The organism is Polaromonas sp., from assembly GCF_030689685.1.
GTDB lineage: Bacteria > Pseudomonadota > Gammaproteobacteria > Burkholderiales > Burkholderiaceae_C > Polaromonas.
The window spans coordinates 1-24,811 of record NZ_JAUYEY010000090.1; the positions used below are offsets into that span (position 1 = coordinate 1).

Below are 24,811 nucleotides of genomic sequence, written 5' to 3' on the forward strand. Positions count from 1 at the left end.
GTTCTCAAACGGGTTCACTATTCGTTGGAAGTGATGCTGACGTGCGTGCGCTGGTATGTGGCCTACCCTTGAGTCTGCGTCACATTGAAGAGATCATGCAAGAGCGCGGGGTGTTTGTTGACCACGCCACGGTTCATCGAAACAATGCACATGATCCGCAAAGGGCCGCTGGACTGCTCAGGTGGCCAAACCATGTCCGCAGTCGATCAGCTCTACACCCTGGCGATCTGATCGCTGACCAACACCGCACTTCTCCGCAGCCTCGCTCCCTTATTGCGACAGAACCCGAAAAAAACGGGTTGACGTGGTGCCGCGACCCTGCACAATGAGACCATGGGGGTGCCGCCTTTCTCGGAGACCGACCAGCACCGGGCCGATTCATTTCCACACCATAAGGAGACACCATGAGCGAAGCAGACAACCCCTCTTTTGCCGGGTTCGGCAAGTTGGTCCCCGGCTTTGATTTTTTGCAGAACCTGGCCAAACAGGCGGCTGGCAGCGCCAGCCAGAGCATTCCGCAACTGCCCAACCTGGGCAACTGGGTGGCACCCACGCTCAATGTCGAGGAGCTTGACAAACGCATTGAGGAGCTCAAGGCGGTGCAGTTCTGGCTGGACCAGAATGCCATGGCGTTGAAGGCCACGATCCAGGCGCTGGAGGTGCAGAAGATGACGCTGGCCACACTCAGGGGCATGAACTTCAACATGGGTGATGTCGCCAATGCCTTCAAGCTCAAGGTGGCCGATACGGTGGCTGGCGGGGTGCAGAAGGCTGCCGACAAGGCCAGGACTTTTTCGGGTCTGGAAGTGCCGCCCACGAGTTATGACAAAGGCGGCAAGCCCGCGCCCAAAACCAGAGCCGCCAAAATGCCTGAGGCGGCCGCACCCGCCGGCGTGGTGGACCCGATGCAGTGGTGGGGCGCGCTGACGCAGCAGTTCCAGACCATCGCCACCGCGGCCATGCAGGATGCCGCCAAAAAAACCGCGATGAGCGCCACCAAAAACATGGCCACCGGCCTGGCCAAGGATGCGATGAAAACCGCGACCGGCATGGCCACGGGGCTGGCCAAAGGCATGGCTGATTCGGCCGGCAAGACCGTCGCCCAAGGCGCCCGTTCGGCCATGAACACGGCGCTGCGCAGCGCCCAGGCCTGGCCCACGCCGGCCGCTCCAAAGGGCGCCTCGCGTGCGAAGCCGGAAGTCAAGGCGCCGGCACGCAAGACGGCAGCCGGTAAAACCGCCCGAAAACCGGCGCGTTGATAGGCGCGCCATGATACGGTGAGGGCACCGCAAGCGGCAGCGTCGATCTTTTGATTTTTCGTCCAGGACCCCATGAAGCTTTTTCCCTACGGCCACGCCACCCATCCGCAATGGCGCATGGCGGCCGGTCTGGTGCTGGCCCAGTTGCGCGCCCACATGGGGCTGCCGGCCTATGCCAGCGCACCGACCCTGGGGCTGCTTTACATCACCGACCACTACGCTGGCCAGGCGCAAGACATCCTGGATTTTCTGAGCGGCGAATTGCCCGAGATCGTCGACTGGGCCGGCACCGTGGGTATAGGCATTGCGTCCAACAACGTCGAGTATTTCGACGAGCCCGCACTGGCCGTCATGCTGTGCGGCTTGCCGAGTGACCAGTACCGCGTTTTCTCCGGCATCTCGCCCTTGCCACCGGCCAGCGCCACCCATTTCAATGCGCATACCGCGCTGGTGCATGCCGATGCCAGCACGCCCGACGTGGCCGAACTGATTGACGAGATGGCCCAGCGCACCGGCAGCGCTTATGTTTTCGGCGGGCTGGCCTCCAGCCGCAGCGAGGTGGTTCAGTTTGCGCTCAGCGGCAACGGCAACGTCAAGGGCCATGGCGCTGCCGGCGGTGTATTCAGCGGCGGCCTGAGTGGTGTCGCTTTCGCACAAGGCGCGGCGCTGATGTCGCGTGTCACCCAGGGCTGCCAGCCCATCTCCGTCGAGCATGAGATCACCGCTTGCGACGGCAACGTGGTCACCGCCCTGGACGGGCAGAGCGCGCTCGACGTGATGCTGGCCGACCTGGGTGTATCGCTGGGGCAACCGCGAGACGCGCTTGAAAAGGTGCGCACGACGCTGGTCGGCTTGCGCAGTGTGGATGCCAGTCTGCAGGTCGGGCGCATCCATCGGCCAGGACAGTTTGGTGCCGATGTGGTGGTGCGTCACATCATTGGCCTCGACCCGGCGCGCAGCGGCATCGCGATTGCCGACATGCCGGCTGTCGGCATGAAGCTGGCTTTCTGCGAGCGCAACGTCGAGGCCGCGCGTGCCGACCTGGTGCGTGTCTGCGCCGAAATCCGCGAAGAGCTGGAGCCCGAAGAACTCACGCTGGAAGTTGCCAGTGCCCTGAGCGGCCTGCACGCCGACGCCGCGCCGCACCCGGCGCGCCGCATTGCCGGTGCGATTTATGTCAGTTGCTCGGGCCGCGGCGGTCCGCATTTCGGCGCACCCAGCGCCGAGCTGCAGATTGTGCGGCGCGCGCTGGGCGACGTGCCCTTGGTCGGTTTTTTTGCCGGCGGCGAGATTGCACGCCATCACCTCTACGGCTACACCGGCGTGCTGACGGTGTTTACCGCAGCGGCCGAATAGCTTTTTGAATTTTCGCGAGATCGTTTCATGAGCAAAGCTTTGCGTCTTTCCGAGAAATGGTTCCAGCGCGGCCTGTGGCTGGTGGCGCTGGTGTTTGCCGCTTTCCTGATCGGCCTGGGTGGCACCGTGGTGGGTGATCTGCCGCAGGTGGAAAGAACCCTGGGCCTCGATGACTTCATGGAGCAGCCCGCCGCGACGCAACTTCGCGACAGGCTCAAGGCTGACGAGCGCGCCGGGCGTGAGGCACAGGAAGCGCTGGAGCAGACCCGGCTCAGGCACCGAGTGGCCCAGGCCAATTCACGCACGGCCAGCGAAACCTTCAGCAACTGGCTGGCCACGCGGCGCGCCACCGAGCGGGCAGACCAAGACCCGGAGCTGGTCGAACGCACCCGCGCGCTCGACACGCTCAAGGCGGCCGAGCGGCAGGCGCTGGCGGCCCTGGAGGCGCAGCAGCAAAAGTCGCTGGACGCCAGCCAGGGCGCCAGCCGCACGCGCGACAAGCTGGGGGAGTTGGAGCGTGTTGCGCAAGACAAATTGCTAAGCGCGATACGTGCCCAGGAGTTGCGCGTGTTTTTATACCGCCTGGCACTGACCCTGCCGCTGCTGGTGGTGGCGGGATGGCTGTTTGTGAAAAAACGCAAAGGCACTTACTGGCCTTTTGTCTGGGGCTTCATCCTGTTTGCGCTGTTTGCATTTTTTGTTGAACTGGTGCCCTACCTGCCCAGCTACGGCGGTTATGTGCGTTACATCGTGGGCATTGTCATCACGGTGCTGGTGGGCCGGCAGGCCATTGTGTCGCTGAACCGCTACCTTGAAAAACAGAAACTGGCCGAGCAATTGCCTGACGCGCAACGCCGTGAAGAGCTCAGCTATGACACCGCACTCACGCGCCTGTCCAAAGGTGTTTGCCCGGGTTGTGAACGCGCGGTGGATCTGAAAAACACCGCGATTGATTTTTGCCCGCATTGCGGCATTGGCCTGTTTGACCATTGCGACGTTTGCAGTGCGCGCAAAAGTGCGTTTGCCAAGTTTTGTCATGCGTGTGGGGCCAGGGGAGATCGGGGCGCAGCCTCGCCGGAGATGCCCGTCGGCATGCCAGCTTCCGGCTAGCGCTCAAGCGGGCCGGGCGCTGCCGCGGGCCGTTAAACGGTTGCGATGGCGGCCTACTTCCGCTGCTACCTTCTACCTACATCGGCGCGCACTCGCTGCGACCAAAGTGGTCAAACCTAACTACACGGTTTGAACCATGAAAACACAACTACGCAACCAGCTGGCAGCCTTCTTCTTCTTCCTGCTTCCCGCCGCTACAGTCCTGCTTGCGGTTCCGGGTGTCGCCCTGGCTCAACCGGCCATGCCTGAGCTGCGATCACTCCAGGTCGGTGCCGATGAGGGTCTCAGCGCCGGATCGCAACTCGATTTCACGGTAGAGGGCACGCCGCGTGGTCAGGTCAGTCTTACTGTCCGGGGTATTCCGCGCACCATCGTGCTGAAAGAAACCGAACGCGGTGTCTATGAGGGCAGCTACACCGTCAGGCGCAAGGATCGCATTTCCGAGAACAGCCCCATCCGCGCGACGTTGCGGGTGCGTAACCGCAGTGCTGCGGCGAACTACAGTTTTCCTGTAGGTATTGCCAACGCTTCGGTGGCCACCCCGCCGCCTGCCCCGGTTGCCGCCGCTGTGGGCCTGAAAATTGACCGCTTCACGGTTGCTCCGGTCGACAAGATCGAACCGGGCGCGGAGTTGCGTTTTACGCTGAACGGAGCGCCCGGCGGTGTGGCCGAGGTGGACATTCCGGGTGTGATCAACAACCTCGCCTTGCGCGAAACCCGGCCCGGCGTTTACGAGGGGGCTTACACCATCCGCCGCCTGGACAACCTGTCGCCCTCGCAGCCCGTCGTTGCGACCTTGCGTCTTGGCGACAAGGCGGTCACCTCAACGCTGACCCAGCCCCTGATCACCGACGCCAAACCGCCGGTGGTCCGCAACATGGCTCCGCGCGACGGCGAATCCCTTCCGCGTGGCGCTTTTACCTCGGTCTCGGGTACCTTTGACGATGCGGGGGGTGTGGGCGTTGATCCGAAAAGCGTGCGCTTCATGCTGTCTGGCCGCAACGTGACCGCAGAAACGCAGATCACACCGCAGTTTTTCACTTACCGCGCTGACCTGGCGCCCGGCCGCTACACCGCAGACGTGACCGCCAAGGACATGGTCGGCAATGCGGTCCGCCAGACCTGGACTTTTGACGTTGTGGCGGCGGCTGCGGCGGCTGCCGCACCGACGACGGTGCCGCTGCAGATCACCAGCCACACCAACAACGCCACAGTGGAAGGCGGCCCTGTGGTGGTGCGCGGTCGCACAGCGCCGGGTGCGCTGGTTGATGTCAAGGTAGGCGCCGTCGGTGCGATTGCCGGCCTCTTCGGCCTGAACCAGAACGTGTTTGCGCAGCGCATCCAGGCCGATGCTGGCGGCAACTTCTCGTTCAGCTTTGCGCCCCAGTTCCCGATTCCGACCACGCGGTATGAAGTTTCGATGACCTCCAGCAAAGAAGGCATGACGCCGACCGAGTCACGCCTGGTGCTGTTCCAGAAATAAAAATAAGGTTGAGCAAGGCGGGGCGTAGTTGCCCTCTGTCTCCCTCGCCCTCTGGGAGAGGGGTGGGGTGAGGGCTCGCTTCTTTGCGGTTATCAGGTCTGGTCGGTCTGCTATCTTTTAAGCAGCAAAGTCATTATTGCGGTCGCCCGTAAAACGGATAACTCGGGTCGTTGTAGCCGTGGCTGGAGGCGTGGCCCGGCACCACCAGCGCGTTGACAAATACTTCGTCTTCGCCGTCCAGCACCAGATCGACCGCGCCATACAGGTCTTCAAGGTGTGACAGCAGGCGCGGCCCGGCAATCACCGAGCTGACCAGCGGGTTGGCCAGCACCCAGGCGGCTGCAAACTGCCCGGGCACCCAGCCTTTGGCATCGCAACGCAGCTTGATCTGCTGCGCAATCAGCAGCGACTCTTCGCGAAACTCGGTTTCCAGAATGCGCTTGTCGCCGCTGCCCGCGCGCGTGCCTTCAGCGGGCGGCTGGCCTGGCCGGTATTTGCCGGTCAGCACGCCGCGCGCCAGTGGGCTGTAAGACACCACGCCCAGGCCATAGTGGCCGCAGGCCGGAAGAATTTCGACCTCAGGGCCGCGATTGAGCAGGTTGTAATAAGGCTGGCAGACCACGGGTTGCGGCACGCCGGTGTTCTCGCAGATGCGCATGATTTCTGCAATGCGCCAACCGCGAAAATTCGATAACCCAAAGCTGCGGATTTTGCCGGCGCGAATCAGGTCACCAATGGCACGCACTGCCTCGTCGTAGTTTTCATCGGGGTAGTCGCGGTGCAGATACAGAATGTCCAGGTAATCGGTACCCAGCCGCTTCAAGATGGCGTCGGTCTGCGAGAGCAACCACTGCCGCGAATAGTGGCCGTGGTTGATACCCTCGCCCACCTTGTTGCCAAGCTTGCTGGCCAGCACCCAGTCGGGCCGCTGACCGGCCAGGATTTTGCCCAGCACGGCTTCGGACCGGCCTTCGTTGTACACATCGGCGGTGTCGATGAAGTTGATGCCCTGCGCTTTCGCAGAGGCAACGATGCGCGCCGCTTCATCGTCCGGCGTCTGCTGGCCGAACATCATGGTGCCCAGGCACAGGGCAGACACTTTCAGGTTGCTGTTTCCGAGGCGGCGGTATTGCATGGGGTTTCCCTTTCAGGGGGTTAGAAACAGTGTGATTTACGCAACCCAGTTTTGCACTTGCAAGCCTGGTACCCGGTCAAACTCGCGGGTGTTGTTGGTGACCAAAATCCAGCCCTCTGCCCGTGCGTGTGCCGCCAGCCACAGATCGTTGTTGCCAATGGTCTGCCCCTGCTTTTGCAGCGTGGCGCGGATTTGACCGTAATGTTCAGCCGCCGTTACAGGTAGCGCACAGACCTGAATGGCGCTTGCCAGTTGCTCAATGGTGGCCATTGCGCGGTCACGCGCCTGGCTTTTTTCTGCGCCAAAGCGCAGCTCGCCCAGCGTGACGGTGGACATGGTCAGCTCGTGCGAGGTATGCCGGTCAAAGCGCTCCCGCACTGCCTGCGGGTGACCCTTGGCGATATAAATGCAGATATTGGTGTCCAGCATGTGCCGGATGGGGGCGTTGGTGGCCATCAAAAAGTCTCGCGATCCTGGGGCGGCGCGTCATCCCGGCCTTGCGCCATGAAGTCAGACGGCATGCTGGCCAGCAAATCAAACACGACGGCGGCGCTGGTGGGCGCTTCGCGCAACACAATTTCGTCCCCGCGCCGAAAAATTTCGACCTGATCGACATTGAACCTGAATTCCTTGGGCAGGCGCACGGCTTGGCTGTTGCCGGACTGGAACACGCGAGCGTAAGTCATGGTTGTTTCTCAAAAAAAGTATATACGTCAAGTATATACCAATTGGATGCATGGGCCAACTCAAGACTGAGGTGAGCAACAACCTTGCAATTCGGGAGGTTCACTCCATGATTTGCAAGGTTAATTTGACAAATTAAACGCCGCGCTGCCGGTCCTGCCGGAACTGCAGCACAAAGGCGCCAAATTTTCCGGCATCCAGCGCATCGCGCACCTCCTGCATCAGGTTCAGGTAGTAGTGCAGGTTGTGGATGCTGCTGAGCATGGGGCCCAGCATTTCACCGCAGCGGTCCAGGTGGTGCATGTAGGCACGGCTGAAATTTTTGCAGGTGTAGCAGTTGCAGGTGGTGTCCACCGGCTGGTCTTCGGTCTTGTAGCGCGCGTTGCGGATTTTCAGATCGCCGAAGCGCGTGAACATATGGCCGTTGCGCGCGTTGCGGGTTGGCATCACGCAGTCGAACATATCGACCCCGGCGCCCACGCCTTCGACCAGGTCTTCCGGTGTGCCGACACCCATCAGGTAGCGCGGCTTGTGGGCCGGCAGGCGGTGCGGCGTGTGCGCCATGATGCGCAGCATCTCTTCTTTGGGTTCGCCCACACTGACGCCGCCAACTGCATAACCGGGCAGGTCCAGCTCAGCCAGCGCGTCGAGTGACTCCTGGCGCAGGTTTTCAAACATGCCGCCCTGCACAATGCCAAACAGCGCGTTCGGATTTGCAAGGTTCGTGAATTCGTCAACACAACGCTTGGCCCAGCGCAGACTCAGTTCCATCGAAATACGGGCCTCGGCTTCGGTCGTGATGTGGCCCTGGGTGTCGTAAGGCGTGCATTCATCGAACTGCATCACGATGTCGCTGTTCAAAATGGTCTGGATCTGCATCGAGATCTCGGGCGTCAGAAACAACTTGTCGCCGTTGACGGGCGAGGCAAACTTCACGCCCTCTTCGGAAATCTTGCGCATCGCACCGAGCGACCAGACCTGAAAGCCGCCACTGTCGGTGAGTATCGGTTTGTGCCAGCTTTCAAACTTGTGCAGGCCACCGAACTGCTGCATCACGTCCAGCCCGGGGCGCATCCACAGGTGAAAGGTGTTGCCCAGAATGATTTGCGCGCCCATGTCAATCAGTGACTGCGGCATCACACCTTTGACCGTGCCGTAGGTGCCCACCGGCATGAAGATGGGTGTTTGCACCACCCCGTGGTTCAGGGTCAATGTGCCGCGGCGGGCGTGGGTGGCGGCGTCTTTGGCTAAAACTTGAAATGTCAGCATGAAAGTCTTGAAGTTGCCGTGGATTGTATGGCGCTTGGTATTAAGTTATGCTTTACTTATTCGTTGCTTCAAGCGACTAGATTTTCTTTACTTTTAGATAGAGAGGACACCATGCACGCCGATGCAATTGTTTCCAGCAAAGGGCAAGTCACTCTGCCCGCCGCTATGCGCGCCCAACTAGGCATCACGCCCGGTTCACATATCCAGTTTGAAGTTCGCGGACGGGAACTGGTGATTAAACCCGAACTGCCCATGAGTGCGTACTACGGCATGCTCAAAGGCTATGACCTGGGCGACATCGAGCCTGAAAAAGAAGCGGATCGGACTTTTGAATGAACGTGGTTGATTCGTCTGGCTGGATCGAGTTTTTTCAGGCCGGTGCCAATGGGCCCGTGTTCAAACCCGTGATTGAGCAGCGCGAGCACCTGCTGGTGCCCACCATCGCCCTGTTTGAAGTGCATAAAGTTTTGAGCCGTAGCTTGCCGCTTGACCTGGTTGATCGTTGTTTGGACGTGATGCGTTTGGGCCGTGTGCTGGATTTCACTGATTCACGGGCCGTGGCAGCGTCCAAGGTGTCGCGGCAACACCGCCTGGCACTGGCAGATTCGGCCATGTACAGCATGGCGGTGGAGTATGGGGCCACTTTCTGGACTCAAGACAGCGACTATGACGGCCTGGACGGCGTCCGTTTTTTCACCAAGCCGCCGCGATTGCCCTGAACCGCCGTGTGGCGCTGCCGACGCGCGCCAAAAGCGCTAGCCGTCGGATGGCACGCCGGTGCTGGACAGTCCAGTTGAAAGACCGCAGTACTCAGCGGCAGATTTGATGCGCAGCGGTTTGCGCTGCAGCAGCATCGCGTCGCCGTAACTGAAAAAGCGGTAACGCTGCGCAATCGCGTGGCGGTACAGCGCCATGATGGGGTCGTATCCGGCAAAGGCGCTGACCAGCATCATCAGCGTGCTTTTGGGTAAATGGAAGTTGGTCAGCAGCAGGTCCACCATCTGAAAGTCAAAGCCCGGGGTGATGAAGATATTGGTGTCTTTGCACTCGGGGCCAAACTTTGCGGCCGACTCCAGTGCGCGCACGCTGGTGGTGCCGATGGCCACCACGCGGCCACCGCGCGCCTTGCACTCGCTGATCGCCTGTAGCGTCGCCGGCGGCACTTCAAAACGCTCGAAATGCATCACATGTTCGGCGATGTTTTCGGTTTTCACCGGCTGGAAGGTGCCCGCTCCGATGTGCAAGGTGACGCTGGCGCGCTGCACGCCGCGCGCCTCAAGTTGCGCAAGAACGGTCTCGTCGAAATGCAGCGCAGCGGTCGGCGCAGCGACTGCGCCGGGATTTTTTGCAAACACGGTCTGGTAGCGGCGCTCGTCGTCGGCCGAGTCGCTGTGCGTGATGTAGGGCGGCAGCGGCACATGGCCATGGCTTTGCATCAGCGCATACGGGTCGCTGCTGAGCGCAAAGCGGTACAGCGGGCCGTCCTCGTTCGGCCAGCGGCCCAGCAGCGTGGCCTTGAAGCCGCCGTCCATCTGCAAAACGGCGCCTGGCAGCGGCTTTTTGCTGACCTTCATGTGGGCGGCCACTTCATGGCCGGCATCCGGCGACGGGGACAACACCCGCTCGATCAGCAGCTCCAGCCTGCCGCCGCTGTTTTTTTGCCCGAACAGACGGGCCTTGACGACTTGGGTGTCGTTGAGCACCAGCAGGTCGCCTGGCTGCAGCAGGTCCGGCAGTTCCGTGAAACGCCGGTCCACCGGTGTGGCACTGCGGCCGTCCAACAGGCGCGAGGCGCTGCGCTCGGCGGTCGGGTGCTGGGCGATCAGTTCGTCGGGGAGTGTGAAATCAAAATCACTGAGGCTGAAATGTGTCTTCATGGAGGCACAATTGTCCCATGGCGTCTCGCTCTGACCCCCTTGGTTCTCCCAGAAAGGCGCCGCCGGCTGCGGCAGGCGCGGGCAGCGCGCCCGGGTCGGCGTCCAAATCGCAGCCGCAGAAAGCGCTCGAAAAACTCGGCCTGCGCCGCGACATTGATCTGGCGCTGCACCTGCCGCTGCGCTACGAGGACGAAACCCGCATCACCCGGCTGGCGGATGCGCGCGACGGCGACATGGTGCAGATCGAGGGCCAGGTGACGCACAGCGAGGTGACTTTTCGCCCGCGCCGCCAGTTGCGCGTGACGCTGGACGACGGCAGCGACACCTGTGTGCTGCGTTTCATCAACTTTTACCCTTCGCACCAAAAAACCCTGAGCGTGGGCGCGCGCGTGCGCGTGCGCGGCGAATTGCGCGGCGGTTTTGTGGGGCGCGAGATGGTGCACCCGGCTTTTCGCGCCGCTGGCGGCGAGCTGGCGACCGCGCTGACGCCCGTGTACCCCACGGTAGCCGGTCTGCCGCAGGCCTACCTGCGCAAGGCGGTGCTTAGCGGGCTGGCCCGGGCCGACCTGACGGAGACCCTGCCTGAGAAAATTTCAAGCAAAAACTTGCCTCAGCCCTTGTCCAGTATGCGTGAGGCGCTATCATTTTTGCACCAACCGACACCCGATGTGCTGCTGGCCACGCTGGAAGACCGCAGCCACCCGGCCTGGCAGCGGCTCAAAGCCGAGGAGCTTTTGGCCCAACAACTGTCGCAGCTACAGGCGCGCCGTGTGCGTGCCGCCATGCGGGCGCCGGCGCTGGCGGCGCCGCTGATGCGCGGCACGCAATGCACGCTGCACGATCAGTTGCTGGAGCGGCTGCCCTTTCGCCTGACGGCGGCGCAGCAGCGTGTCGGTGCCGAGATCGACGCTGACTTGAAGAAAAATCTGCCCATGCACCGGCTGCTGCAGGGCGACGTTGGGTCAGGCAAGACCGTGGTGGCTGCACTGGCCGCCGCGCGCTGCATGGATGCGGGCTGGCAGTGTGCGCTGATGGCGCCCACCGAAATCCTGGCCGAGCAGCACTTTCGCAAGCTGATCGGCTGGCTGGAGCCGCTGGGTATTCAGACCGCCTGGCTGACCGGCAGCCAGAAGGCGAAAGAGCGGCGCGAGGCACTGGCCATGATTGAAAGCGGCGCGGCCGGTCTGGTCGTCGGCACCCACGCGGTGATCCAGGACAAGGTGATTTTCAAAAACCTGGCGCTGGCCATCATCGACGAGCAGCACCGCTTCGGCGTGGCGCAGCGGCTGGCCCTGCGTAGCAAGATGACGCAGGGCGGGGAAGAACCGCATCTGCTGATGATGACCGCCACGCCGATCCCGCGTACCCTGGCCATGAGTTATTACGCCGATCTGGATGTTTCAACGATTGACGAGCTGCCGCCGGGACGCACACCCATCGTGACCAAAGTGGTCGCCGAAGCACGGCGCGACGAGGTGGTTGAGCGTATTCGCGGGCAAATCGCGCAGGGTCGGCAGGTCTATTGGGTCTGCCCGCTGATCGAAGAAAGCGAAGCCATCGACCTGACCAACGCGACGCAAACACACGAAGCCTTGACAGCAGCGCTGCCGGGCACGCAAGTCGGGCTTTTGCATTCGCGCATGCCGACGGCTGAAAAAAAGGCGGTGATGAGCCTGTTCACCAGCGGCCAACTTGGCGTGCTGGTCAGCACCACGGTGATCGAGGTCGGCGTTGACGTGTCCAACGCCTCACTGATGGTGATCGAACACGCCGAGCGTTTCGGGCTCAGCCAGTTGCATCAGTTGCGTGGCCGGGTCGGGCGCGGCGCGGCGGCGTCAGCCTGCGTCTTGCTCTATTCCACCGGCGAAGCCCCGCGCCTCGGTGAAACCGCGCGCGCCCGCCTCAAGGCCATGGCAGAGACGCAGGACGGCTTCGAGATCGCGCGGCGTGATCTGGAGATTCGCGGACCGGGTGAGTTTCTGGGAGCGCGGCAGTCGGGTGCGCCGCTGCTGCGCTTTGCCGACCTCGCGACGGATACTGCGCTGCTGGCTTGGGCGCGGTCGCTGGCGCCAGTCATGCTGGACAAACATGCCGAGCTCGCCCACCGGCATATCTTGCGGTGGCTGGGGGGGAAGGCTGAGTTTTTGAAGGCTTGAGTCGGTGATTCCACAGAACGCTGATTTGTCCGAGGCAACTCACAAACAGGAAGCGCTGTGTCAAATTACCTCTTGCAGGCCAGCTCCTTGCGGCCCAGTGATAGATGCGCGTCAGCATCCGGCGCTGCTACTATGCGGACATGAAGATTCTGATGCGGCTTTTCACCTATCTCCATGTACTGATCGCAGTTCTTTTCGCCTGCGCGTCTGTTTTAATTGTCGCAATAGCCGCACGGACCGGCTGGAATGCTGTTGCCATGGGCCTGGACAGCGCGGCCGCACAACTAATTATCGAAGCGATTGGGTTGATCGCTGTGGCCGCTGTCGCACTCCAGATTGCACAGACCATTGTGGAGGAAGAGGTTATCCGCGAAGTGAATGTCAGCGCTCCGACGCGCGTGCGCCGATATTTGTCGCGCTTCCTGGTGGTGATTGTGGTTGCGCTGGCGATAAAGGGGCTGGTCGCGACGTTCACAGTCCTGGACGATGATCCGTCGCAGGCCCTTTACGCGGCAAGCATCCTGATTTCCCTCAGTTTTTTGCTTGTAGGCTGGGGTGTGTTCATCCGGCTTAACCGGTTTGCCGAGGAGCTCGAACCTGAGGCAATGAAACAAGCCAAGCGCGAGGACCAAAAGCTGGCATAGGCGTAGGCATCGGAAGATGTCGCGTTCGGCTGGTTGCGGCTGCCGTTTCACTGTTCAGCGCGTTGCTGAAAACAAGGGTCTGTGCGGCAGTCCGGGGCGCCGCTGCTACGCTTTGCTGATCTTGCAACGGATGCGGAGTTGCTGGCTTGGGCGCGGGCGCTGGCGCCGGTGCTGCTGGACAAGCATGCCGAATTGGCGAACCGGCATATTTTCGGTGGCTGGGGGGGGGAGGGAGGCTGAGTTTTTGAAGGCTTGAGTTGTAATGGCTACTGTTCGAGAGAAAGATTCACCGTTTTGAGCTTGTCTCACGTGATTGCGATGCGAGGGGCTCATGAAAACCATCCCTTTTTTACACCCAGCATTTTGCGTAAATCTGGTTTAGAGTGAGCAAAAAACGAGAGCCTCATAACAATGAGATTGAACATGTCGAATTCTTGTTCGTCATTCAGAGGCACGCCAGCCTCTGTCGCCATACCTTTTATGTCTTGAATGGTGTCGCTGAATATGGCACTCAAGTCCGTCGTAAGGATATGTGGACCAAACCACTTCTGAGAGTAGGCCAGCGTATAAGCATCCACCTGCGGACGAAATTCGATTGGGAAGTGTTCGTACGTGCCCCGTATAGCTTGCAGCAGCGTGCTTTCATCCATTGATTTAATTTGTTTTTCAACCAACTTTGGCAGGGTTGTCCCACGATACTGTTGAGCGATTTCTTGAAGATTCATACTCTTCTTCCTTGATTGAGATACCAACGACTGAAAGAAACGTTAACTCACTTGGAGGGCGAGTCAACGGTCATTATTGCCGGACTATCTCGTCGACGGCTTGTTTGTTTCAGCCCTTGATATGTAACGATCAAGCCGGGTCTCGGCCCGGCAGCCGACTCACTTTCTCTTGCGTCGCCAAGAGAAAGTAAGCAAAGAGAAGGCTACCCCGCTGTCTGCGGAGTTTTGTGGTCAGAGTCCAAATTCGCCGCTAGCACTCTCCCGTTCAGACAATCGCGAGCCCATTCCTTGTCTGCGCCAATTCAGACATCCATTCTCAGCAGCTATTGCACCAGGTGCTATAAGCGACTAAAATTTGCCAATGAAACGTGTCTTCAAAACCAAGACCTTTGACCGTTGGGCACGCAAGGTGGTGAGCGATCTACTGCTTTGCCAGGCCGCCAGCGAGATAGAGCGGGGTCTGTTTGAAGCGGATTTGGGTGGCGGGGTGTGCAAGAAGCGCGTGGCGGTGCCCGGACGGGGAAAAAGTGGATCGACCCGTACCCTGGTGGCCAAGAAGCACAAAGATGCCATTTTCTTTCTGGCCGGGCGTGAGAAGAGCCAGCCGGGGTCTGATTTTTCGGACAAGGAAGTGGATGCCACGAAAATCATCGCGTCTGGACTGCAGGCTGCAGACGCTCAAAAACTTGATGAACTGCTTGCGGCTGAAATTCTGAAGGAGATTTGTAATGGCAGATAAAAAACCAACTGAAAAGAACCGCGTTCTGGACGAGATGATGGAGATGGCGCAGGCACTGCAAGGGCACGCACTTATCTCCAAGCAAGACATGGCCAAAATGAAGCTCATCTGCCAGAGTCCACCCGAATACACCGCCGAAAAGGTCACGGCCATTCGAGTAGGAAGGGCAAAGGTCAGCCAATCGGTGCTGGCGTCCATCTTGAACGTGAGCGTTTCAGCCGTTCAAAAGTGGGAGTCACCGAGTTCAGGCAAACACCCCAGTGGCGCAGCGGCCAAACTGCTTCAGCTCATTGACAAAAAGGGCCTGGAATCCATCGTTGCTTGAGAAGCAGACAATCACCCCATGACGCTCACCGAACTCAAATACATCGTAGCCGTCGCCAGGGAAAAGCACTTCGGCAAAGGCGCAGAAGCCTGCCACGTCTCGCAGCCGACCCTGAGCGTGGCCATCAAGAAACTCGAAGAAGAACTGCAGGTCAAGCTGTTTGAGCGCAACGCCAACGAAATCACGGTGACGCCGCTGGGCGAAGAGATTGTGCGCCAGGCGCAAAGTGTGCTGGAGCAGGCCGAAAGCATCCGCGATATTGCCAAGCGCGGCAAAGACCCGCTGGCGGGCCCCTTGCGGCTGGGCATCATCTACACCATTGGTCCCTATCTGCTGCCCGATCTGGTGCGCCAGGTGATTGCGCAGACGCCGCAAATGCCGCTGATTTTGCAGGAAAACTTCACAGTGAAGCTGATCGATTCCCTGCGCACCGGGGAGATCGATTGCGCGATTCTGGCCGAGCCTTTTCCCGACGCCAATCTGGCGATTGCGCCGTTGTATGACGAGCCTTTCATGGCGGCCGTGCCCAGCACCCACCCGCTGGCGGCGCGCAACAACATCACCGCCGAAGAGCTGAAAAAAGAAACCATGCTGCTGCTGGGCAACGGCCACTGTTTTCGTGACCATGTGCTGGAGGTCTGCCCCGAGTTCGCGCGGTTTTCCAGCAACGCCGAGGGCATCAGCAAGAGTTTTGAGGGCTCGTCGCTGGAGACCATCAAACACATGGTGGCCGCCGGCATGGGGGTAACACTGGTGCCGCGTTTGAGTGTCCCCAAAGAGGCCTTTCTGCTTGCCGCAACGACCAAACCTGGGGTCAAGTCCAAGAGCAAATCAGCCCCGCAGTTGCCGTCCTATATCAAATACCTGCCGTTTGAAGGCTATGTGCCGACGCGCCGGGTGGTGCTGGCCTGGCGCCGCAGCTTCACGCGGTATGAAGCGATTGCCGCGCTGCGCAACGCGATTTACGCCTGTGAATTGCCTGGGGTGACACGACTGTCTTGAATGCGGGTGATTTTCACAAGGAGATCAAAGAGTTAAAGGAGGTAAAACAAAGAAAGAAAATATGCAAAAATCTTTTCTCACTCTTGATCTCCTGATCTCTTTGTGAAATTTCCCACTTAACTTTTTTGAGAAATCATGGCCAAAACTCCATCTAAGCCCACTATCAACATCGGCATCGGTGAAAAAGACCGCGCTGCGATTGCCCAGGGCTTGAGCCGCCTGCTGGCCGACACCTACACGCTGTACCTGACGACGCACAACTTTCACTGGAACGTGACCGGGCCGATGTTCAACACGCTGCACGCCATGTTCATGACGCAGTACACCGAGCTGTGGACGGCGGTGGACCCGGTGGCAGAACGCATCCGCTCGCTGGGGCACCCGGCGCCGGGATCGTACGCACAGTTCAGCAAGCTGGCCTCGGTACCCGATGCGCCGACGATGCCGCCCAAGGCGCTGGAGATGGTGCGCATTCTGGTGCAGGGCCATGAGGCGGTGGCGCGCACCGCGCGCAGCCTGTTTCCGGTGGCAGACAAGGCGGGCGACGAGCCGACTGCCGATTTGCTGACGCAGCGTCTGACGGTGCATGAGCAGACGGCGTGGATGCTGCGCTCTTTGCTGGAAGATTGAATTTCCGAACAGCCGCTACCATGGCGGTTTGAAAAACAAACTCACCCTCTACCTGCAACTGATCCGTTGGGACCGCCCGGCCGGCTGGCTGCTGTTGTTATGGCCCACGCTGTCGGCGCTGTGGGTGGCGGCGCACGGCTTCCCCGGTTGGCATCTGATCGCGGTTTTTACGCTGGGCACCATCCTCATGCGCAGCGCCGGTTGCTGCCTCAACGATGTGGCCGACCGCGACTTTGACCGCCACGTCAAACGCACGGCCCAACGGCCGGTGACGCGCGGCGCGGTTTCCGTCAAAGAGGCCTTGCTGCTGGGTGCGGTGCTGGCGCTGCTGGCCTTTGGCCTGGTGCTGACCACCAACATGGCTGCCACCTCCTGGTCTTTCGCGGCGCTGGCGATTGCGCTGATTTATCCCTATGCCAAGCGCTTTGTGTCCATGCCGCAGGCGGTGCTGGGCGTGGCCTTCAGCTTTGGCATTCCGATGGCTTTTGCCGCCGTGCAGTCGCGCGTGCCGACGCTGGCCTGGTTGCTGTTGCTGGGCAACCTGTTCTGGGTGATTGCCTATGACACCGAATATGCCATGGTGGACCGCGACGACGATCTGAAGATCGGCATGAAAACCTCGGCCATCACGCTGGGGCGTTTTGATGTGGCGGCGGTTTTGGCCAGCTACCTGATCTACCTGTCAATCTGGGCCTGGGCCCTTAAGGATATTGCGCAAGCAGCTATCTATTTCATAGCGATTGGCGTAGCCCTGGCGCAGGCGGTGTGGCATGGCTGGCTGATCCGCAAGCGGGAGCGCGATGGCTGCTTCAAGGCTTTTCGCCTGAACCACTGGCTGGGTTTCACGCTGTTTGCCGGCATTGCGCTGTCGTATGCGCTGGTGGGGCGTTGACGGAGTGTTTTCAAGTTGCTATTAAAAACATAGCTACTTGCGTAGGAGGCATAAGGGCTGCAGCCTATTTTTATATAAATTCTCAGGCTGAGCCGTATTCATCACCGAGTTCTGCGGCGCGCTGGTTTGCTGCCTGTATGGCTTGCATGAAATGCTGCTTGACGCCGGACTGCTCCATCGCTGTCAGGGCGGCATAGGTGGTGCCGCCTTTGGATGTCACACGTTCGCGCAGGGTTTCAGGCGGCTCGCTGGATGCTTTTGCCAGCGCTGAGGCGCCCACAAAAGTCTGCACCGCCAGCTGGTGCGCCTGCTCACGGCTCAGGCCCATGGCGCTGCCGGCCTGCACCATGGCTTCGAGGAAGTAAAAAACATAGGCCGGGCCCGAGCCCGACAGGGCGGTGACGGCGTCGAGTTGTGACTCCTGATCCAGCCACAGCAGCTCGCCGGTGGGCTGGATCACACGCTCAACCGCCAGCCGGTCTGCGGCGCTGACCGCCGCACGGGCGAAGAGGGCGGTCATGCCCTGGCCTACCAAAGCCGGGGTGTTGGGCATGGCGCGCACGATGCGCTGCGTGCCCAGCCACGCCGCCATGCTGCTTGATCGGATACCGGCCGCCACGCTCATGTGCAGGGCCTGGCGGGTGTAGCTACCAGCCTGCTGCGCGGCTTGCCGGAAAGTCTGCGGCTTGACGGCCCAGACCACCAGAGCGGCTGCAGCCAGGCCGGCACCGGGTGCCGCTTGCGCGGTGATGCCGAAGTCAGCCTCCAGCTTGCTGCGTTGTTCGGCCCAGGGTTCGACGATCTGGATCTGGCTGGCCGGCAGCCCTTGTTTCAACAGGCCGCCAATGATGGCGCTGGCCATGTTGCCGCCGCCTATGAAGGCGATATTGTCGGCAGAGGGACTGCTTGCGGGTACGGAAGTCATGCGTGTGCTCAATCAAAAAATTCAAAGGCCAGCCACTGCGTGATCTGGCGCGGACCGAAATTGTCGTCGCTGATGAAGTGCAGGCTGCGGTTGCCGTTGGCAAGCCGCGGGCCCCAGCACATGCCCTCGGTGTTGTCCAGGCGGTCCAGCCGGGGGCCGGGGCCTGCACCGGTAAAGGCTGAAAAGTCGGCGAGCAGCACCTTGGCCACCGGCTGGTGATTGCCGGGCTGCAGGGCGGGCAGGTTCAAGGTATCCGAGCCGCCCCGTGTGTCAATCAGGTACAGGCGCAGCGAGTTGGCGCTGTCAGGCCCATGCCCCGCCATGTAGGCGCGCTCCAGCACCAGCAGGCGGTGGGCATCGAGCATCAAAATTTCTGTCACGCCGTTGTCGGCATGGGTGGCGGGGGGCAGCGCTGCGCGCGGGATGGCGTCGGGTACGTAAGCGATTTGCCGCAGCACTTTGCCGCTGGCCAGATCAATTTCGGTGAAGCGGCAGGGCCCGCCCGGTGCCTGCACGCTGGGCAGGGGACCGTCCTGGCGCAAGGCGCCTTCCATGGCGACCCAGGCGCGGCTGCCATCCGGGCTCAGGGCCAGCCCCTCCAGTGTCAGATTGATGCGCGGCCCCTGGGTGAGCTGAAAGTCAAACATGGCTGGCAGGGAAAATTCGCGTACCAGCGAGCCGTCGGCGCGGCTTTCGCGCAGCGCCGGCGCGGCCCCTGTCAGGGCATGGCCCTCGCTGGTCCATAGCAAGGTCTGGCTGGAAGCGCGCCAGCGAATCGCCTCGGGGTCGGGCACCTGAATGCCCTGTAGCGCCGATGGATATGCGCTGCCGTCGGCCTGGCGCAGGGTGGTCACGGCTGTCAGTTCTGGCGCGCCCAGCCGGTTGGCTTGCAGAGCGATGCGCGCTGTGTAAAACCGCGCCGGGTTGAAGTGCGAGCCGTCGTCGCTGATCAGGTAATACAGGCCGCTCACGGGGTCGTAGTCAATGCCCGACAAGCCCCCCACGGTCGTGCCCTGAAACTGGAGCCGGTGCGGCAGGCGGGCCTCGCCGATCAGTCGCAGCCGGCTGAAGGCGGTCGTTGCAGAGGCATGAGCCGGCGGCGGGCGCGACCAGCCCGCAACCCCCAGCGCAGCCGCTGCGCCGCAAGCCAGCACTTGACGCCGGGTCAGTTCAGGGGAGATCGCTGGCGGGGCGGGGCAGGACATGGTGCGAGTCTAGCGTTCAAAACGGACCGCCCGGTGACAGGGCGCCGAAGGGAGCCGCCCCGGTTAGAGACAAACAGTTTGCCGCACCGCATGCTCCCACTGCGCCATCAGTTCCGTCGCGCGTGTCGCACTGAGCGTGGGCAGAAAGCGGCGCTCGGCGCGCCACATGGCAGAGAGTTCATCGGTGCTGGCATAAACGCCGCTGGACAGCCCGGCCAGATAGGCCGCGCCCAGCGCCGTGGTTTCGGTCACGGCGGGCCGCACCACAGGTATGCCCAGCAGGTCGGCCTGGAACTGCATCAGCAGATCATTGATGCAGGCGCCGCCGTCTACCCGCAGCTCGGCCACAGGGGCCGCGCCTGCGGCCACCGCGTCGCGGCTCATGGCCTGCAGCAGTGCCGCGCTCTGGTAGGCAATGCTTTCCAGCGCCGCCCGTGCAATGTGCGCCACGGTGGTGCCGCGTGTCAGCCCGGTGATAGTGCCGCGTGCATCGGGCTTCCAGTAAGGCGCGCCCAGGCCGGTGAAGGCCGGCACCATCATCACGCCGCCCGAATCCGGCACGCTTTGCGCCAGCGCCTGCACCTCGCTACTGCCCTTGATCGCATGCAGGCCGTCGCGCAGCCACTGCACCACGGCGCCGCCGACAAACACGCTGCCTTCAAACGCGTATTCGGTCTGCGGCGTGACTTGTGCCGCGCTGGTGGTGAGCAGGCCGTTGTGCGAGGTCTGGAATTTGTTGCCGGTGTGCATCAGCATGAAGCAGCCGGTGCCATAGGTATTTTTGGCCATGCCTTCCTTGAAGCAGGTCTGGCCGAAGAGCGCGCTTTGCTGGTCGCCGGCCACTCCGCCAATGGGTATGGCTGAACCCAGCAGCTCCGGCAGCACCTCGCCGTAGTGCGTGCTGGAGGGCATGACCCGGGGCATCAGGCTTTCGGGGATGTCCAGCAGCGCCAGCAGCTCCTGGTCCCAAGCGTTGGTGTGCACGTTGAACAGCATGGTGCGTGACGCATTGGTCACGTCGGTCGCATGCAGCTTGCCGCCGGTGAGCTGCCACATCAGCCAGCTGTCAATGGTGCCGAAAGCGAGTTCGCCGCGCGCTGCCTGCTGCCGGGCTTGTGGCAGGTTGTCCAGCAGCCACTTGAGTTTCGTGCCTGAAAAATAGGCATCGATCAGCAGGCCGGTTTTGGCCTGAATCATGGGCGCCTTGCCCGCCTCGCGCAGCTTGGCACAGGTGGCTTCGGCGCGGCGGTCCTGCCAGACGATGGCGTGGTGGATGGGCCGGCCGGTCTTGCGGTTCCAGACGACGGTGGTTTCGCGCTGGTTCGTGATGCCCAGCGCGCGGATGTCGCCGGCCTTGATCTTTGCTTTGGCCAGGGCTTCGCGCGCGGTCGCGAGCTGCGTGCGCCAGATCGCCATGGCGTCATGCTCGACCCAGCCCGGCTTGGGGTAAATCTGCGGCAGTTCCTGCTGCGCCAGCGCGACGATGTGGCCCTGCTCGTCAAAAACAATGCTGCGGGAACTGGAGGTGCCCTGGTCCAGGGCGAGCAGGTAGGTCATGGCGGTGGTCGCAAATGATTGAGGCAGCTTGGGCGGGTTGGGGCGCCCTCAGGCGCGGGCCACGTCGCAGCTTACCCCGGCTTCGGCCAGCAGCGCCGGAAACGGTTCAGGCGGCGGCTGGTCGGTGAACAGGCGGTCGATCTGCGAGAGCGTTGCCAGTTCGACCATCGCGGGACGGTTGAATTTGCTGCTGTCGGCGGCGAGCCAGACCTCGCGCGCATGGCCAATGATGGTTTGTGCCACTTTCACCTCGCGGTAGTCGAAATCGCGCAGCGAGCCATCGGCTTCAATGCCCGAAATTCCGATCAGCGCAATGTCGACGCGAAACTGCCGGATGAAGTCAACCGCCGCCTCGCCGACGATGCCCCGATCGCGGGCGCGCACCACGCCCCCGGTGACGATCACTTCGCAACTGGGGTTGCTGCTCAGGATGGCCGCGACATTGAGGTTGTTCGTGATGACCCGCAAACCCTTGTGCGCCAGCAGCGCCCGGGCGACGGCTTCGGTGGTCGTTCCTATATTGAGGATCAGCGAGCAGTTGTCGGGCACCTGGCTGGCGACGGTGCGCGCAATCCGGGCTTTGCCATCTGCGTTGAGGCTCTCGCGCTGCCGGTACGCAAGGTTTTCGATCGTTGAGCTCGGAACGCGCACGCCGCCGTGAAAACGCGCCAGCAGACCGGCCTCGGCGAGGCGCTGCACGTCGCGGCGCACCGTCTGCAGCGTAACTTCCAGGGTCTCGGCGAGTTGTTCGACAGTGACGGAGCCGCGCGTGCGGACCACATCGAGAAGTTTGAGTTGCCGGGGATTTGAATTCACGCGTCACTCTGTTCAGGAAAATAGTTCAACTGTATATCGAAACAAAAAGAAACAAATAAGGGAATATATCTATGTAAAACGCGCTAAAAGGAATAAAAATAGAAAAATTACGAACTCTGGCAGCCCAATCTTGCATGCACCTCCTCAGTTGATCCAGCGCCCCGCAGGCGCGCGGAAAGGCGCCTGATGCAGTTGCTGCTGGACGACGTCAGTAAAAAAGTCGGTGCCGAGACCTGGCTTTACGACATGACCCTGGCCCCGCGCACCGGCGAGGTCACGGTGCTGCTGGGTGCGACGCAGGCCGGCAAGACCAGCCTGATGCGCATCATGGCCGGTCTTGACATACCGAGTTCGGGCCGGGTGTGCGTGGACCGCGCCAATGTGACGGGTATGCCGGTGCGCGAGCGCAACGTCGCCATGGTCTACCAGCAGTTCATCAACTACCCGTCGCTCAGGGTGGCCGACAACATCGCGTCGCCGCTCAAGCTGCGGGGCGAAAAAAATGTCGACCAGCGGGTGCGCGAAATTGCGCAGCGCCTGCATATCGAGATGTTCCTGGACCGCTACCCCGCCGAGTTGTCGGGCGGCCAGCAGCAGCGAGTCGCGTTGGCGCGCGCTGGGATAGTCACGAAACCGTCAATATCACTGCCCAAACTGGCCGAATGTCTTCAATCCAACTCGTAGGTGTCACCAAGGATTGGGGTGGCACCAAAGCACTGGACGCTATCGACCTGACGATAGAGCCTGGCACCTTCTGTGTTTTGCTGGGACCCTCAGGCTGCGGCAAGTCCACCACGCTACGCATCATTGCAGGGCTTGAGTCTCCCAGCAGCGGCCAGGTTTTCGTGGATGGCAAAGAGGTGACGCACCAGCCACCCGCCCTGCGCGGTCTTGCGATGGTGTTTCAAAATTACGCCCTGTTCCCGCACTTGAATGTGGCAGGCAACATCACTTTCGGTTTGTCCGTGCGCCGGGTCAATGCCACTGAGACGGCGAGACGCCTGCAGGCAACCGCTGAGCTGCTGGGCCTGGAAAAACTACTGGATCGCAAGCCGTCCCAATTGTCGGGCGGACAACAACAACGCGTCGCACTGGGCCGGGCCTTGGTGGCACAGACCAAGATCTGCCTGATGGACGAGCCCCTGTCCAATCTGGATGCCCGATTACGACAGGACATGCGCCACGAGTTGCGTGACCTTCAGCAGCGCCTCGGCTTGACCGTGGTGTATGTCACACACGACCAGACCGAAGCCATGAGCATGGCCGACCAGGTGGTGCTGCTCAACAATGGGCGCATCGAGCAATCGGCCGCGCCGCGTACCCTTTATTCCAGACCCGCCACCACATTTGCCGCGCGGTTCATCGGGACACCGTCCATGAACCTGCTGCGTCTGGAGAACGGCCACATCGCGGGCAGCCGGGTTGCGGTAGACCACGCTGGCGATTTCCTCGGCATTCGGCCTGAATCTGTCTCACTGGACGGGCAGGTACCCGCCACGGTGCGAAGCCTTGAATATCTGGGCGCCGACCTTGTTTTACGGTGTGCCGTGGGGTCCGAGCTGATCACAGTGCGTGCCGATGGCAAGTCTGACATGGCTGCGGGTGCGCAAGTCACTCTGCAGTGGCAGGAATCGACCGCTCACTATTTCGACGCACAGGGAAACCGTATTTCTTAAACCTTTTAACTGGAGAAAACCACCATGAAGCAAAAGACTTTTCTGAAATCTGCCGCGTTCAACCTGCTAGCAACCAGCGCACTGTTGACAGGTACCTTGGGGATGCCTACGTATGCGCAGGCACCTGTCGAAGTGCAGTTCTTCTACCCATTGGCAGTCGGCGGGCCGATTACTAAAGTCGTCGAGGGGCTGGTGGCCAGCTTTACCAAGGAAAACCCCGGCATCAAGATCACGCCGATCTACGCCGGCACCTACCAGGACACCATTGTCAAGGCCCTGACGGCGCACAAGGCGGGCAACCCGCCGGCGACTTCAGTGCTGCTGTCCACTGACATGTTCACCCTGATTGATGACGACGCGATCATACCGATTGACAATTTCATCAAGACCGCTGACGACAAGGTTTGGTTGAATGGCTTCTACAAGGCCTTCATGCTCAACAGCCAGGTCGGCGGAAAGACCTGGGGCGCGCCATTCATGCGCTCTACCATAGTGATGTTCTACAACAAGGACATGTTCAAGGAAGCCGGGCTCAACCCCAACAATCCGCCGGCGACCTGGGCCGAAATGCTCGACGCCGCAAAAAAGCTGACCAGGAAAGACGCCAGCGGCAAAGTCACGCAGTGGGGCGTGCAAATTCCCTCTTCGGGCTTCCCGTACTGGCTGTTCCAGGGGCTGGTGATTCCGAACGATGCGGTACTGGCCAACGTAGCTGGCAACGCGGTGAAGTTTGACGATCCCAAGGTCATTGAGGCCCTGCAATACTGGGTCGACCTGGCCAAGCAGGGTGTCCACCCCCCCGGCATTGTGGAATGGGGCACCACGCCAAGAGACTTTCTTGAGAAGAAGGTCGCCATGATGTGGACCAGTACCGGCAACCTAACCAACGTCAGAAGTAACGCCAAATTTGATTTCGGGGTCGCCATGCTGCCGGCCAACAAACGCAGAGGCTCGCCCACGGGTGGTGGCAACTTCTACATCTTCAAGAAGTCGAGCCCGGCCGAGCAGGAAGCAGCGTTCAAGTTCATCAAGTGGGTTACCCAACCCGAACGTGCCGCGTTGTGGAGCATGGAGACCGGGTTTGTTGCCGTCACACCCGCTGCCTACGACACCGATGCGCTGCGCAAATTTGGCCGGGACTTCCCACCTGCACTGGTGGCGCGTGACCAGTTGCAGTTTGCGCTGGCCGAGTTCTCCACCCACGACAACCAGCGCGTCACCAAAGTCCTGAATGACAACCTGCAGGCCGCACTGACCGGTACCAAAACGCCAACCCAGGCGATGCAGGACGCCCAGAAGGAGGCTGATCGTCTGTTGCGGAGCTATAAATAATATAGCGCACTGCG

The 24,811-nt window shown here is 61.2% G+C and carries 26 protein-coding genes and 1 pseudogene; 17 read left to right on the top strand and 10 right to left on the bottom strand.

Going from position 1 to position 24,811, the window contains the following annotated elements; translation table 11 throughout:
* The 5 genes and pseudogenes from Q8O29_RS18765 to Q8O29_RS18785 form a co-directional block, all read left to right on the top strand.
* Window positions 1-140 (top strand): annotated as a pseudogene (locus Q8O29_RS18765) (IS6 family transposase); the annotation flags it as partial.
* 264 nt (window positions 141-404) lie between these two features.
* Entirely contained in the window at window positions 405-1,259 is an 855-nt protein-coding gene (locus tag Q8O29_RS18770) for a PhaM family polyhydroxyalkanoate granule multifunctional regulatory protein (protein ID WP_305565595.1), read from the top strand.
* 72 nt (window positions 1,260-1,331) lie between these two features.
* A complete protein-coding gene (locus Q8O29_RS18775; protein ID WP_305565597.1) occupies window positions 1,332-2,615 on the top strand; it encodes an FIST N-terminal domain-containing protein in 1,284 nt (427 codons plus the stop codon).
* Window positions 2,616-2,642: 27 nt separating this feature from the next.
* Window positions 2,643-3,725 carry a zinc ribbon domain-containing protein gene (locus Q8O29_RS18780; protein ID WP_305565599.1) on the top strand — a complete coding sequence of 361 codons (1,083 nt, stop codon included), beginning with the start codon at window positions 2,643-2,645 and terminating at the stop codon, window positions 3,723-3,725.
* Window positions 3,726-3,861: 136 nt separating this feature from the next.
* On the top strand, window positions 3,862-5,208 hold the full coding sequence (locus Q8O29_RS18785) for a hypothetical protein (RefSeq protein WP_305565601.1): 1,347 nt from the start codon (window positions 3,862-3,864) through the stop codon (window positions 5,206-5,208).
* A gap of 133 nt (window positions 5,209-5,341) precedes the next feature.
* Here the strand turns inward: Q8O29_RS18785 and Q8O29_RS18790 are convergent, their stop codons facing one another.
* From Q8O29_RS18790 to tgt, 4 genes are all read right to left on the bottom strand, one after another.
* On the bottom strand, window positions 5,342-6,343 hold the full coding sequence (locus Q8O29_RS18790; protein WP_305565603.1) for an aldo/keto reductase: 1,002 nt from the start codon (window positions 6,341-6,343) through the stop codon (window positions 5,342-5,344).
* A gap of 36 nt (window positions 6,344-6,379) precedes the next feature.
* Window positions 6,380-6,799, bottom strand: a complete 420-nt coding sequence (locus Q8O29_RS18795; RefSeq protein ID WP_305565605.1) for a type II toxin-antitoxin system VapC family toxin — start codon at window positions 6,797-6,799, stop codon at window positions 6,380-6,382.
* Complete coding sequence (locus Q8O29_RS18800) at window positions 6,799-7,029, bottom strand: antitoxin (protein ID WP_305565607.1); 231 nt, start codon at window positions 7,027-7,029, stop codon at window positions 6,799-6,801. Before Q8O29_RS18800 ends, Q8O29_RS18795 begins: the two co-directional genes overlap by 1 nt.
* Window positions 7,030-7,162: 133 nt before the next feature.
* The gene (gene tgt, locus Q8O29_RS18805; protein WP_305565609.1) at window positions 7,163-8,296 is read right to left on the bottom strand and encodes a tRNA guanosine(34) transglycosylase Tgt; all 1,134 of its coding nucleotides are present in this window, start codon (window positions 8,294-8,296) and stop codon (window positions 7,163-7,165) included.
* 111 nt (window positions 8,297-8,407) lie between these two features.
* On the opposite strand from tgt, the gene Q8O29_RS18810 reads away from it, so the two are divergent.
* On the top strand, window positions 8,408-8,632 hold the full coding sequence (locus Q8O29_RS18810; RefSeq protein ID WP_305565611.1) for an AbrB/MazE/SpoVT family DNA-binding domain-containing protein: 225 nt from the start codon (window positions 8,408-8,410) through the stop codon (window positions 8,630-8,632).
* Window positions 8,629-9,015, top strand: coding sequence for a type II toxin-antitoxin system VapC family toxin (locus tag Q8O29_RS18815; RefSeq protein WP_305565613.1), 387 nt, complete (start codon window positions 8,629-8,631; stop codon window positions 9,013-9,015). The genes Q8O29_RS18810 and Q8O29_RS18815 overlap by 4 nt, the downstream gene beginning before the upstream one ends.
* Before the next feature lie 36 nt (window positions 9,016-9,051).
* Here Q8O29_RS18815 and queA read toward each other — a convergent pair whose 3' ends face one another.
* Window positions 9,052-10,173: a tRNA preQ1(34) S-adenosylmethionine ribosyltransferase-isomerase QueA gene (gene queA / locus Q8O29_RS18820; RefSeq protein WP_305565615.1), complete on the bottom strand. Its 1,122-nt coding sequence runs from the start codon at window positions 10,171-10,173 to the stop codon at window positions 9,052-9,054.
* 17 nt (window positions 10,174-10,190) lie between these two features.
* On the opposite strand from queA, the gene recG reads away from it, so the two are divergent.
* Entirely contained in the window at window positions 10,191-12,329 is a 2,139-nt protein-coding gene (gene recG / locus Q8O29_RS18825) for an ATP-dependent DNA helicase RecG (protein ID WP_305565617.1), read from the top strand.
* A 140-nt stretch (window positions 12,330-12,469) separates the two neighbouring features.
* Window positions 12,470-12,973: a hypothetical protein gene (locus Q8O29_RS18830; protein WP_305565619.1), complete on the top strand. Its 504-nt coding sequence runs from the start codon at window positions 12,470-12,472 to the stop codon at window positions 12,971-12,973.
* Window positions 12,974-13,302: 329 nt separating this feature from the next.
* Here the strand turns inward: Q8O29_RS18830 and Q8O29_RS18835 are convergent, their stop codons facing one another.
* Window positions 13,303-13,698, bottom strand: coding sequence for a hypothetical protein (locus Q8O29_RS18835; RefSeq protein WP_305565621.1), 396 nt, complete (start codon window positions 13,696-13,698; stop codon window positions 13,303-13,305).
* Window positions 13,699-14,059: 361 nt separating this feature from the next.
* On the opposite strand from Q8O29_RS18835, the gene Q8O29_RS18840 reads away from it, so the two are divergent.
* The 5 genes from Q8O29_RS18840 to ubiA all read left to right on the top strand — a co-directional run bounded on the left by Q8O29_RS18840 (window position 14,060) and on the right by ubiA (window position 17,286).
* Window positions 14,060-14,437 (top strand): type II toxin-antitoxin system RelE/ParE family toxin, encoded by a 378-nt coding sequence (locus Q8O29_RS18840; RefSeq protein WP_305565622.1) that lies wholly within the window; start codon window positions 14,060-14,062, stop codon window positions 14,435-14,437.
* Entirely contained in the window at window positions 14,427-14,762 is a 336-nt protein-coding gene (locus Q8O29_RS18845; RefSeq protein WP_305565624.1) for a DNA-binding transcriptional regulator, read from the top strand. The genes Q8O29_RS18840 and Q8O29_RS18845 overlap by 11 nt, the downstream gene beginning before the upstream one ends.
* Window positions 14,763-14,780: 18 nt before the next feature.
* Window positions 14,781-15,764: a LysR substrate-binding domain-containing protein gene (locus tag Q8O29_RS18850; RefSeq protein WP_305565626.1), complete on the top strand. Its 984-nt coding sequence runs from the start codon at window positions 14,781-14,783 to the stop codon at window positions 15,762-15,764.
* Between the two features lie 135 nt (window positions 15,765-15,899).
* Window positions 15,900-16,394 (top strand): Dps family protein, encoded by a 495-nt coding sequence (locus tag Q8O29_RS18855; protein WP_305565628.1) that lies wholly within the window; start codon window positions 15,900-15,902, stop codon window positions 16,392-16,394.
* A 28-nt stretch (window positions 16,395-16,422) separates the two neighbouring features.
* Window positions 16,423-17,286, top strand: a complete 864-nt coding sequence (gene ubiA, locus Q8O29_RS18860; RefSeq protein ID WP_305565630.1) for a 4-hydroxybenzoate octaprenyltransferase — start codon at window positions 16,423-16,425, stop codon at window positions 17,284-17,286.
* Between the two features lie 82 nt (window positions 17,287-17,368).
* Here ubiA and proC read toward each other — a convergent pair whose 3' ends face one another.
* The 4 genes from proC to Q8O29_RS18880 form a co-directional block, all read right to left on the bottom strand.
* Window positions 17,369-18,211 (bottom strand): pyrroline-5-carboxylate reductase, encoded by an 843-nt coding sequence (proC, locus tag Q8O29_RS18865; RefSeq protein ID WP_305565633.1) that lies wholly within the window; start codon window positions 18,209-18,211, stop codon window positions 17,369-17,371.
* Between the two features lie 8 nt (window positions 18,212-18,219).
* The gene (locus Q8O29_RS18870; RefSeq protein ID WP_305565635.1) at window positions 18,220-19,416 is read right to left on the bottom strand and encodes an esterase-like activity of phytase family protein; all 1,197 of its coding nucleotides are present in this window, start codon (window positions 19,414-19,416) and stop codon (window positions 18,220-18,222) included.
* A 63-nt stretch (window positions 19,417-19,479) separates the two neighbouring features.
* On the bottom strand, window positions 19,480-20,973 hold the full coding sequence (gene glpK / locus Q8O29_RS18875) for a glycerol kinase GlpK (RefSeq protein WP_305565637.1): 1,494 nt from the start codon (window positions 20,971-20,973) through the stop codon (window positions 19,480-19,482).
* 48 nt (window positions 20,974-21,021) lie between these two features.
* Window positions 21,022-21,789 carry a DeoR/GlpR family DNA-binding transcription regulator gene (locus tag Q8O29_RS18880; protein WP_305565638.1) on the bottom strand — a complete coding sequence of 256 codons (768 nt, stop codon included), beginning with the start codon at window positions 21,787-21,789 and terminating at the stop codon, window positions 21,022-21,024.
* A gap of 186 nt (window positions 21,790-21,975) precedes the next feature.
* On the opposite strand from Q8O29_RS18880, the gene Q8O29_RS18885 reads away from it, so the two are divergent.
* The 3 genes from Q8O29_RS18885 to Q8O29_RS18895 are packed head-to-tail and all read left to right on the top strand — an operon-like array spanning window position 21,976 to window position 24,797.
* Entirely contained in the window at window positions 21,976-22,473 is a 498-nt protein-coding gene (locus Q8O29_RS18885; protein WP_305565639.1) for an ATP-binding cassette domain-containing protein, read from the top strand.
* The gene (locus tag Q8O29_RS18890) at window positions 22,452-23,465 is read left to right on the top strand and encodes an ABC transporter ATP-binding protein (protein ID WP_305565640.1); all 1,014 of its coding nucleotides are present in this window, start codon (window positions 22,452-22,454) and stop codon (window positions 23,463-23,465) included. The genes Q8O29_RS18885 and Q8O29_RS18890 overlap by 22 nt, the downstream gene beginning before the upstream one ends.
* Window positions 23,466-23,489: 24 nt before the next feature.
* Window positions 23,490-24,797 carry an ABC transporter substrate-binding protein gene (locus tag Q8O29_RS18895; protein ID WP_305565641.1) on the top strand — a complete coding sequence of 436 codons (1,308 nt, stop codon included), beginning with the start codon at window positions 23,490-23,492 and terminating at the stop codon, window positions 24,795-24,797.
* The last annotated feature ends 14 nt before the right edge of the window (window positions 24,798-24,811 follow it).